Raw genomic sequence first — 10,418 nt, forward strand, 5'->3', positions numbered from 1 at the left:
AGTCCCGTCCGCTCCGCCACTAAATAGAAGGCCTTCCCGATTGGGAAGGCCTTTTTGCTATGGGCGATTTGCACGTTGGCTACAGCGTTGCACGCCAGAAGAGACACCAAAGCCCGGTCTGATGACCGGGCTTTGGTGTTTTCAGCATCCAGAAGCCACTGAACAGTGGTTCTAGCCTGGGGGAGGGCACTGGCAGGCCCACCATTCCCTCCTTTTGGTATGTAATCACAGTCATTTTTGGATGATTCGCAACCATTTGTACTGGATTACTCGCTGCCACCCATCCCCATTACCGAACTACAGTCCCGCAGGGAAGGGCCATATTGACCACTCCCTCCTCCATCTGGACATCAATGGTAAAGCCGAGTCGCCTGGCGAGGGTCATCATGCCGGAGAGTTGGCCAATGCCCTGTTCGTCGGCTTAGCGGATGATCTTCTCCATCATTACCTGCCGAGTTTTAATCTCTCTCCTTCAGTTCAGAGAGCTGTGGAGGTAGAAAACAGAGTGTTTAAGTGGTGGGTTGTAGTGAGGCAGCATATGAAGCGCCATGAAAGATAAAGTGATGGTATATAGAGAAGGGATAACAACAAAAAGCCCACGCAACTTGCGTTGCGTGGGCTCGGAATAAATGGCGGAGGAGGTGGGATTTGAACCCACGGATGGTCGCCCATCGCCGGTTTTCAAGACCGGTGCATTCAGCCGCTCTGCCACCCCTCCGCAGCAGTGCGGCGAATATTACCACGCTGATCAGGGTTGTAAATCCCCGGCTGGTTCGATTGCTGGTTAATTGCACGAAATGACCGATTAAATGGGCAAACTGGTTGGAATGAGTGCTTTTTTGGCCTGATTGCTTGACTTGAAAAGAGAGTCCACCACTATAGTGGCCTCCATCATATCCTCTGCAAGATAACATTATGACTATTAAAAATGCCCTGTTTTGCGCTCTGGCGGGCGTAACCTTGCTGGCATCGCCGGTGCAGGCGAGCGAGCTGACCAAGAGTGATGTCGAGCAGATCGTTCGTGACTATCTGGTCAAGAACCCCGAGATCCTGGTCGAGATGTCCAATGCCCTGCGTGCCAAGCAGGAGAGTCAGCAGGCCGAGAGCGACAAGGCGCTGATCAAGGCCCATGCCCAACAGCTTTATAGCAACAAGGATCCCGAAATGGGCAATCCGAAGGGCTCGCTGACGATTGTCGAGTTCTTCGATTACAACTGTGGTTACTGCAAGCGCGCACATCCGCTGGTCGAGCAGCTGATGGCTGAGGACAAGGATATTCGCTATATCTACAAGCAGTTCCCGATCCTGAGCGAAACCTCCTATTTCGCCGCGCGTGCCGCACTGGCCGTTCAGTTGGGTCAGCCCGACAAGTACCAGGCTTTCCATGAGAAGCTCTATGCCCATCAGGGCCCGCTCTCCGATGAAGCGCAGGTCAAGAAGGTGGCAGAAGAGGCCGGTGTTAACTGGAGCAAGGTAGAGGCCAAGATCAAGGATGGCAGCATCGATCAGAATCTGGGAACCAACCGGGCTCTGGCTGAAGCGCTCGGTATTTCCGGCACTCCCGCCTTTATCATCGGTGACCAGATCCTGCGTGGTGCACCACGGGATTTGGCCAGCCTGAAGAGCTTTATCAAGGACGTGCGTGCTGGCAAAAGCATCCAGTAACGCGCTTACATCCTGACGGAATAAAAAGAGGGTCGGTATTGCTACCGGCCCTCTTTTCTTTATGTCCCGAGTCACAGGTGGTCGTCGCGAAAGGACCATAACAACGTGCGCAGGACTCGACCTCTCGGTCTCAGTAACAAGTATTAGCAGAGTCGTTCGACTTCCATTCGTATTTATTTAAGCGTCCCGCAGTCGCCTGTGAGAGTTGCTTAATTCAGGTCAGGATTTTTTCTGCTGCCTGCCTTAGAATCGCGTCCCTTGCAGGAGAAAACCCCTATGTTAGTTGATATTTTGCGGCTTGTTTTTATAGCTGGCGGTTTGGTATTCATCTTTATGCTGGTACAAGCGTGCTGGCAAAAACGATGTAACGGGACTTTTGAGTCCACCCCCTTCTGGCCGGTGGCGCTGATCGGCGGTGTCGCGAACTTTCTCGATACCCTGGGGGTTGGCAGCTTTGCGGTCAAAACAGCCTGCTACAAGCAGTTCAGGCTAATCGATGATCGTCTGTTGCCGGGGACTCTCAACGGCCAGTGCGTGTTGCCGACCGTGACTCAGTCGCTGATCTTCGTCGGCGCAGTAGCGGTGGAGCCGCTGACGCTGATCAGCATGATGATTGCTGCCGCAGCCGGTGCTGCCTGGGGGGCACGTCACGTCGCCTCGTTTGATCGTCAGACCATCCGGCTGGTGATGGCAGTCTCCCTGCTGGTCGTTGCCGGGCTGATTTTTGCCGGCCTGCTCGGCCTCTTCCCGGTCGGTGGCGAGGCCATGGGGCTCAGTGGCTACAAGCTGGTGATCGCCCTGATCGGCAACTTTATCTTCGGTGTTCTGATGAATGTGGGGATCGGTCTGTTCGCTCCCTGCATGACACTGGTCTATCTGCTCGGGATGAACCCGCTGGCGGCGTTCCCCATCATGATGGGCTCTACCGCGGTACTTAGCGTCTTCTCCGCAGGCACCTTTATCCGCAAGGGGGCATTTGATGCCAAGGCGGTGCTGGCGGTTGCCATCTTTGGCCCCATTGGTGTGGTGCTGGCAGCCATGCTGGTCAAGTCGATGGATATGGCGATGCTGAAGTGGCTGGTTGCCTTTATCGTCATCTATACCTCCTGGACCATGTACGCCTCCTGGCGGGCTGCTCGTCGCCCCAGCGCGCAGCTGGCTGCGGATATCGCTGGTTAGCCTGCACCAGTGCCGCTTCCGCTCTGGCCCCGAGAAAGACATAGAGTCCGAGGGCCAGCAGCAATCCCACCGCGCACCCCATCACCCCAATCGCAGGCCAGAGCAGCTCGCTCTGGCCGAGCGACCCTTTGAATAGCAGCAACAACCCTTCGATAGAGACCGCGATCAGGATGGCGGCGATAAAGCGGGTGATGGTGCGACGAATGGCGCTGTGGCGGAAGATATCCTTATGCAGCAGCACCTCCTCCTCCAGAATGGTTTTGCCCAGATCGAATACCGCCAGTGCCAGCGTCAGAAAGATAATGGCGCTGAGTGCCCCCAGTCGGTTCTGCTGCGCCCCGCATAGCAGCAGATAGAGCTGTTCCAGTCCGTGCCAGATGAGCGTCGCAACGATGAGGAACAGCGCCATGCTGAGTACCACATAGATGGCCTTGAACCAGGGCATGGCGCGGCGCCGTTCTCTGTCTCCCATCAGCCAGGCGATCAGTTGATTGAGGCAGAGGGTCAGCTCTCGCCCCTCTCCGCGAGCGATCAGTTGCAAGCGGTTCTGCGTGCCCGGACGTGGCGACAGGATGCAAGCCGGCCCCTGATAGCGGTCGAAGCTGATGATAAAGGGGTATTCCTTGAGCGCTGCGAGAGGTGCGCCGAGCAAACCATGGATCAGTGGCGTCAGCTCGACCTGATACTCCTGATAACGTCGCAATACATCGATGGGGCTCATCTCTGCCATATGGACCTCGGTGATGTGGGCTCCTGTAGCGGATGTGCAAATAGTGGGCCCGATATATGACAGGCTGAGCGGGAGCATTTGCACCAGAGGGTGGCAAATAAGCGGGAAAGGAGGTCGGGGTGCACCAGAAGCGGGCGTAGATTGCAGATATGGAAAAGGGCCCGTGACGGGCCCTTTGGCGACAAGCAGCGGCGATTTAACCGGCCAGCTTGGCGAAGCTGCGCTCGGCGGCGGCCAGAGTGTGTTCAATCTCCTTGTCGCCGTGAGCCAGCGACAGGAAGCCTGCCTCGTAGGCGCTCGGCGCCAGATAGACGCCCTCTTCCAGCATCAGGTGATAGAAGCGCTTGAAGCGTTCCATATCGCAGCGAGTGACCTGCTCGTAGCGGATGATTTCGGGCTCCTCGGTGAAGAAGAAGCCGAACATACCACCCACATAGTTGATGGCGAGCGGGATGCCGTGTTTGGCGGCGGCGGCTTTCAGCCCTTCTGCAACACGGGCAGTCTTGGCGCTCAGCTGCTCATAGAGACCCGGCTCCAGCAGCAGATCCAGCATGGTGAGGCCGGCAGCCATGGCCACCGGGTTGCCGGAGAGAGTACCCGCCTGATAGACGGGGCCGGTCGGGGCGATGTGCTGCATTACCTTCTTCTTGCCGCCGAAGGCGCCGACCGGCATGCCGGCACCGATGATCTTGCCGAGGGTGGTGAGATCCGGGTCGATGTTGTAGTGGCCCTGGGCACCGCGCAGGGAGACACGGAAGCCGGTCATCACCTCGTCCAGGATCAGCAGGGCGCCAAACTCGTCGCAGATGGCGCGCAGCCCCTCCAGGAAGCCGGGTACCGGCGGGATGCAGTTCATGTTGCCAGCGACCGGCTCGACGATGATACAGGCGATCTCGCTGCCGTACTGGGTAAAGGCTTCGCGCACCGAGTCCAGATCGTTGAATACGCAAGTCAGGGTGTGCTTGGCGAAATCGGCCGGTACGCCCGGGCTGTTGGGCTGACCCAGGGTCAGAGCGCCGGAGCCGGCCTTGACCAGCAGGGAGTCGGCGTGGCCGTGGTAGCAGCCTTCGAATTTGACGATCTTGTCGCGGCCGGTGTAGCCACGGGCCAGCCGGATGGCACTCATGGTCGCTTCGGTGCCGGAGTTGACCATCCGCACCTGCTCCATGGAAGGGACGATCTGACGTACTTTCTCGGCCATCAGCACTTCGATCTCGGTCGGCGCGCCATAGCTCAGCCCTTTTTCCACGGCCTTGATGACGGCGGCCTTGATGGCCGGGTGGTTGTGGCCCAGCAGCATGGGGCCCCAGGAGCCGATGTAATCCACATAGGCCTGACCATCCACGTCATAGAGGTAGGCGCCATCGGCGTGATCGATGAAGCGGGGCGTACCGCCGACCCCATTGAAGGCGCGGACCGGTGAGTTGACGCCACCCGGAATGGTCTGGCGGGCCTGTTCAAACAGCTGATCTGATTTTGACATGGATCATCCTTAATGGGATTTTGGTCGTCACGCAGGAGAAAGCAGTCGATCGAGACTCGGCAGGTAGGGGCATCAGGAGTATGCTTTGCGCTCTCGCCACCCGGACTCTCGGTCTGCTCCCGTGACAAAAATTTAACGGGCCGACTATAGCAGAAAGCCCCAGCCCTGGGCAGCCGAGCAATGCGCCGGGTGATCCTGATCTCAGCTAGCTGACGATATGGTGTTTCCAAGTTGGTGTAACAAGATGGCGCAACAAGCTCTCTCCTCTTCCGAACCGTCCGCCTCACCGCGCGGGCCGGTTTCCCGAATCATTCGGCAAGACAGGATGCCCTTGCTGGTTCTGCTGCTGGCGGCACTGGTCGGCACCCTGGCCGGACTGGTGTGCGGCCTGTTCGAGTCAGGCGTGCACTGGCTGGCAGAGCAGCGGCTCGCCCTGCTGGCTGATCGCCCATGGTGGCAGCTCGGCCTGCTTGGCTTTGGCTTCAGCGCCATGCTGGGGTGTATCGGCTACTTCCTGACCCATACTTTTGCCCCCGAGGCAGGTGGCTCCGGCATTCCCGAAATAGAGGGGGCGATGGAGGACCTGCGTCCGGTGCGGTGGTGGCGGGTGTTGCCGGTCAAGTTCTTCGGCGGCGTGTGTACCCTGAGTTCCGGCATGGTGCTGGGACGGGAAGGGCCTTCGGTGCAGATCGGCGGCAACCTCGGCAAGATGGTGGCTGATATCTTCCGGTTGCCCAAGGAGCATGGCCACGCCTTGCTGGCAGCCGGTGCGGCGGGCGGTCTGGCGGCGGCCTTCAATGCACCGCTGGCGGGCATTCTGTTTGTGATGGAGGAGATGCGGCCGCAGTTTCGCTACTCCTTCCTGGCCATCAAGGCGGTGGGCATCTCCGCCATCATGGCGACCCTGATGCTGCAAAACATGAAGGGGCAGGGGGCGGTGATCACGCTACCGCACTACGATGCGCCAGCCCTCAAGGCGCTCTGGCTGTTCCTCTTTATGGGGGCCACCTTCGGCGTGCTGGGTTTTGTTTTCAACAAGTTGGTGTTGGCCTGTCAGGATGGCTATCTGGCGCTGCACCAGAACAAGCGCCACCGGTTTGTGGCCATCGGTATGCTGGTTGCCGGTACTTTCGGCGTGCTGTCGCTGTTTGCCCCCTCGGTGACCGGCGGCGGCACTGAGCTCATTCCTCATCTGATGGGGGGCGAGTATGCGATGGCGACCCTGTTCCTTATCTTCTCCATCCGTCTGGTGGCAACCCTGATCTGCTTCTGCTCCGGCGCGCCCGGCGGGGTGTTTGCGCCGACCCTGGCCCTCGGCACCCTGTTTGGCGTGGTATTTGGTCATCTGTTCCACGCGGCTTTTCCGGAGCTTGGCATCGAGCCCGGTGCCTTTGCCATTGCCGGCATGGGGGCGCTGTTTGCCGCGACGGTGCGAGCGCCCATCACGGGTATCGTGCTGGTCACCGAGATGACCGACAACTACCAGCTGATCCTGCCGATGATGATCACCACCATGGGAGCCACTCTTGTGGCGCAAGCGCTGGGCGGTCGTCCTATCTATTCCCAGATCCTTGAGCGAACTTTACGGCTTGCCGCGCGTCAAAAGCGGGGTGATGGCAGTGTGGCCACCAGTTAATTTTCACCATCACCGCCTGTGACTTCGGTTAGGGCGGTATAGTGAAAGGAGGTCGCAGTTGCCGCTGTGAGGCAAATAACGGGAAAGAGGGCTATGTCCAACCTATTGAAGTTATTGGTGGTGTTTGCAGTAGGTGGTCTGGCCGGTTATTTTGCCGGCAACCATCAGGATCTGGCGCAAAGCAGCTTGCTGGGGGTTCAGCAGGAGACGCTGGATCGCCAGAGCAATGCCATCAGCCAGCTCAAGACGGATCTCGGTCTCAAGGATACCCAGCTCGCCACCCAGCGAGCCGCCTTCGAGCAGCTGCAGACCACCCTGAAGAGTCAGGAGGCGCAGGTGCAGGAGCTCAAGCGCCAGCTGGCCTTTTTCGAGCGGATCATGCGCCCGACTGGCGAGCAGGTTGGGGTGGTAATCGACAACCTGACCCTGCAGGAGAGCAGCATTCCGGGTCGCTACCACTATCGACTGGCTTTGACCCAGCCCGCCAAGAAGCGCGAGCTGTTTCGCGGTCAGGTGCAGATCCGGGTCGAGGGGAGCCTTGGCGACAAGCCAAAAGTGCTGTCCGGGCGGGATCTGGGCATGAAGGTGAGCGAGTGGCGCTACTCCCTGCGCTATTTCCAGCTGCTGGAGGGAAACTGGCAACTGCCGGAAGGGTTTGTGCCGGATCGGATCCGGGTCACCATCAATAAGGATGGCCGGCAACCGGCGCAGGAGCTGCTGGTTGAGTGGGCCGATGCGCTTAAGCCGCTAGTCGCCGCACCGCCTGCTCCGGTGCCCGCTGCAGGTTAAACGTGGTGAATACTTGAACTGAATGGTCGGGTATTGGATAATTTCGCGGTTTCCATGTTTGTGGATCTAATGGTTGTGAGGTCAGTAATGAGTGCAGTAGCAGAAGCCCCGCTGCCCATCCAGATGACGGATGCGGCGGCCAACAAGGTGAAGAACCTGATCACCGAAGAAGAGAATCCGGAGCTTAAGCTGCGGGTCTATATCACGGGTGGGGGCTGCTCTGGTTTCCAGTATGGCTTTACCTTTGATGAGAAGATCAACGACGGCGATACCGTGGTCGAGAAGAATGGCGTCACCATGGTGATCGATCCGATGAGTCTCCAGTATCTGGTTGGCGGCAGTGTGGATTACACCGAGGGGCTGGAAGGTTCACGTTTTACCGTGACCAACCCCAATGCAACCACTACTTGTGGTTGTGGTTCCAGCTTCTCCATCTGATCGAGCCCGACGATCAGACGCAATGGCTCTCGGCAACGAGGGCCGTTTTTCTTTGTGCAGATCGTTGTAGTGGAAATAAAAAGGCGCCGGTGAGGCGCCTTTTTGATTGGTACAGTTAGCGGGAGCTTGCTGCCGCTACCAGCGGAACCCTGTTCACCGCCTTGCCCATGTAGGCGAGGGTGATGGTCACAATGATGCAGGTGAAGCTCAGCCACATGTAGGGGAGGTAGTCGAGGGTGGCCACTCCCAGCACCCCGGCCATAAAGATGCCGTTGTCGCTCCAGGGCACCATGCCGCAGGTAAGGGTACCGCCAAACTCGGCGTTGCGAGAGAGGTTCTTGCGTGCCAGTCCCAGCCGATCGTAGTTCTTGGCCATGATCTTGGGGGTCAGGATCAGCGACACATACATGGCGGAGCCGAACACGTTGGCCAGGAAGGCGGTGCCAATGGTGTGGGTAGTCAGGCTGCCGGCACTGTTGATGCGCTTCTCGAAGGCGCTGGCGATGACGGAGAGGATGCCTACTTTCTCCAGCAGGCCGCCAAACCCGAGACCGAAGATGATGACCGCGACCGAGCCCAGCATGGACTCCATGCCGCCGCGACCGAGAATGTTGTCGATAAAGTCGATTCCGGAGGTGATGGCAAACGGACTATAAGCCGAGTGCATCGCCTTGACCGGATCCATGTCCTGGAACAGGATGGCCCAGATCAGGCCCAGCAGGGCGCCGAAGCTGATCACCGGGAAGGCGGGCTTGCGATTGGCCAGCAGGCCCAGCACCAGCACTACCGGCACGATGGCCAGCGGGGTGATGTTGAACTGCTTGTCGAGCGCCTCCATCACCAGATTGACCTGCTCCAGGCTAACGTTGCCTGAGTACTGCATGCCAACCACGGTGAACAGCACGGCGGTAATGATGTAAGAGAGCAGGCTGATGGGCAGCATCCCCTTGATATGCTCCACCACGTCGACGTTGGACATGGTGGATGCCAGTACCACAGAGTCGGAGAGCGGGGAGAGCTTGTCACCGAAATAGACGCCGGAGAGCACGGCACCGGCAACCAGAGGCGCAGGTACGCCGAGGCTGTGGCCAATCCCCATCATGGCGATACCAGCGGTGGCGGCCGAACCCCAGGAGGTGCCGGTGGCCAGCGAGGTCAGCGAGCAGATGATCAGGGTCGCCAGCAGGAAGATGGAGGGGTGAATCACCTTGAGGCCGAAGTAGATGATGCTGGGGACTATGCCGCCAGCGATCCAGGTACCGACCAGTGCTCCGACGGAAACCAGGATCAGGATGGCCCCCATCCCCTTGGATACCCCATCAACGGCGGCTTGCTCCAGGGATTTATAGTCATGACCGAGCTTGATACCAAGCCCCATGATGACGAACCAGGCGATGAACAGTGCCAGCTGGATAGGCAGATCGAGCACGCTGGTGAACGAGAATGCCAGAGCCAGAAAAATGGCCAGACAGGCAAACACCTGCGACATGCTCGGCAATCGGATGTGGTTGTGTTGGTTTTGCATAGATACTTCCTAAACTCTTGCTCGCCAAGGTTGGCTCCTCTCATCCTGTGGATACGCATATCCCGAGGGGCCAACCCAAAAAGAGGCCGCAATCTACCACAAAGTGGGAGGGTTAAAGCCTAACCAAATTGGCAAAATTGCACTTTTGATTGAAAAAATCACAGAATTGTTGATCTCGTAACCCGTTTTTGAGCGCTTTATTGGCATAAAAGCCTATTTTGAGTCTTGCGCTGGAGGAGGGTTGCATCTCTCATTTGTGAATATGATAATTATTATCATTATCTCTGTGGGGGAGGCAAAATATGAACTGGGTGGTGCGGGGAGTGATGCTGCTAGCCGGGCTGGTTGTGCTCGGATGGGGCCATGACAAAGAGTACGGCATCTGGAGTCTGGGGTTTCTGCTGGCTGCCTGGATAATGCTTGAGCCCAGATTGAAACCGGCACTGATCCTGTTGCCAGTGGCAGGGCTGACCGGCGTGGTGGCCCTGCTCTGGCAGCATACCGGCTAGTAGGCGTTATGCGTGTTTGACGGGAGCCTGCTTGATCTTCTGTTGGGCCTGCTTGAGCGATTCAACGACATTTTTCTCCATCTCGCTCCGTTTGGCATCGGTCAGGAAGTAGATCATGTCGACATCGTGGCGAATATAGTGGGAGGGGAGCTGGTTGAGGGTGAGGCAGCAGAGATCGGCCATCTGGTCGCTGCTGAGTTTTTGCTGCAGACCCTGCTTTTCAATCTCCTTGAGCACCAGATGCTCGTAGAAGTTGTGAATGTCGGTATCCAGTATCATATGCGTTCCTTGGCATGACGATGGGCGGTGAGTCGTCAAAAGCATAGCCATAACAAGGAGTAAAAACAAAAGGCCCGTCACTTTCGTGATGGGCCTTTTGCGTAATGAATGGTGCGAAGAGAGGGACTCGAACCCTCACATCCGTGGGACACTAACACCTGAAGCTAGCGCGTCTACCAATTCCG

General features: G+C 58.0%; 10 protein-coding genes and 1 tRNA gene. 6 read left to right on the forward strand and 5 right to left on the reverse strand.

The window, feature by feature from the left end; all coding sequences use genetic code 11:
- Positions 1-630: 630 nt before the first annotated feature.
- A tRNA-Ser gene (locus tag NOM67_RS21600) sits at positions 631-718 on the reverse strand.
- A 197-nt stretch (positions 719-915) separates the two neighbouring features.
- On the opposite strand from NOM67_RS21600, the gene NOM67_RS21605 reads away from it, so the two are divergent.
- Positions 916-1,665, forward strand: a complete 750-nt coding sequence (locus NOM67_RS21605; RefSeq protein WP_185227835.1) for a DsbA family protein — start codon at positions 916-918, stop codon at positions 1,663-1,665.
- A 276-nt stretch (positions 1,666-1,941) separates the two neighbouring features.
- Positions 1,942-2,844: a sulfite exporter TauE/SafE family protein gene (locus NOM67_RS21610; RefSeq protein ID WP_255940182.1), complete on the forward strand. Its 903-nt coding sequence runs from the start codon at positions 1,942-1,944 to the stop codon at positions 2,842-2,844.
- On the opposite strand, the gene NOM67_RS21615 is transcribed toward NOM67_RS21610, so the two are convergent.
- Positions 2,759-3,574: a hypothetical protein gene (locus NOM67_RS21615; protein WP_255940183.1), complete on the reverse strand. Its 816-nt coding sequence runs from the start codon at positions 3,572-3,574 to the stop codon at positions 2,759-2,761. The genes NOM67_RS21610 and NOM67_RS21615 overlap by 86 nt on opposite strands.
- A 196-nt stretch (positions 3,575-3,770) precedes the next feature.
- Positions 3,771-5,057 carry a glutamate-1-semialdehyde 2,1-aminomutase gene (gene hemL, locus NOM67_RS21620; protein ID WP_255940184.1) on the reverse strand — a complete coding sequence of 429 codons (1,287 nt, stop codon included), beginning with the start codon at positions 5,055-5,057 and terminating at the stop codon, positions 3,771-3,773.
- 244 nt (positions 5,058-5,301) lie between these two features.
- Here hemL and clcA point away from each other — a divergent pair, with 244 nt between their 5' ends.
- The 3 genes from clcA to erpA all read left to right on the forward strand — a co-directional run bounded on the left by clcA (position 5,302) and on the right by erpA (position 7,920).
- Positions 5,302-6,693 (forward strand): H(+)/Cl(-) exchange transporter ClcA, encoded by a 1,392-nt coding sequence (gene clcA / locus NOM67_RS21625; protein ID WP_041210899.1) that lies wholly within the window; start codon positions 5,302-5,304, stop codon positions 6,691-6,693.
- Positions 6,694-6,786: 93 nt separating this feature from the next.
- Positions 6,787-7,482, forward strand: coding sequence for a DUF6776 family protein (locus tag NOM67_RS21630; protein WP_042030308.1), 696 nt, complete (start codon positions 6,787-6,789; stop codon positions 7,480-7,482).
- An 87-nt stretch (positions 7,483-7,569) separates the two neighbouring features.
- On the forward strand, positions 7,570-7,920 hold the full coding sequence (erpA, locus tag NOM67_RS21635; RefSeq protein WP_005340225.1) for an iron-sulfur cluster insertion protein ErpA: 351 nt from the start codon (positions 7,570-7,572) through the stop codon (positions 7,918-7,920).
- 115 nt (positions 7,921-8,035) lie between these two features.
- Here the strand turns inward: erpA and nhaC are convergent, their stop codons facing one another.
- On the reverse strand, positions 8,036-9,445 hold the full coding sequence (gene nhaC, locus NOM67_RS21640) for a Na+/H+ antiporter NhaC (protein ID WP_041210901.1): 1,410 nt from the start codon (positions 9,443-9,445) through the stop codon (positions 8,036-8,038).
- A gap of 302 nt (positions 9,446-9,747) precedes the next feature.
- Between nhaC and NOM67_RS21645 the strand changes: the two genes are divergently transcribed.
- Complete coding sequence (locus NOM67_RS21645) at positions 9,748-9,954, forward strand: hypothetical protein (protein ID WP_201908903.1); 207 nt, start codon at positions 9,748-9,750, stop codon at positions 9,952-9,954.
- A gap of 6 nt (positions 9,955-9,960) precedes the next feature.
- Here the strand turns inward: NOM67_RS21645 and NOM67_RS21650 are convergent, their stop codons facing one another.
- A complete protein-coding gene (locus NOM67_RS21650) occupies positions 9,961-10,233 on the reverse strand; it encodes a late competence development ComFB family protein (RefSeq protein ID WP_033113978.1) in 273 nt (90 codons plus the stop codon).
- Positions 10,234-10,418 lie beyond the last annotated feature (185 nt).

It is taken from the genome of Aeromonas sp. SG16, assembly GCF_024436135.1.
Lineage (GTDB): Bacteria > Pseudomonadota > Gammaproteobacteria > Enterobacterales > Aeromonadaceae > Aeromonas > Aeromonas jandaei.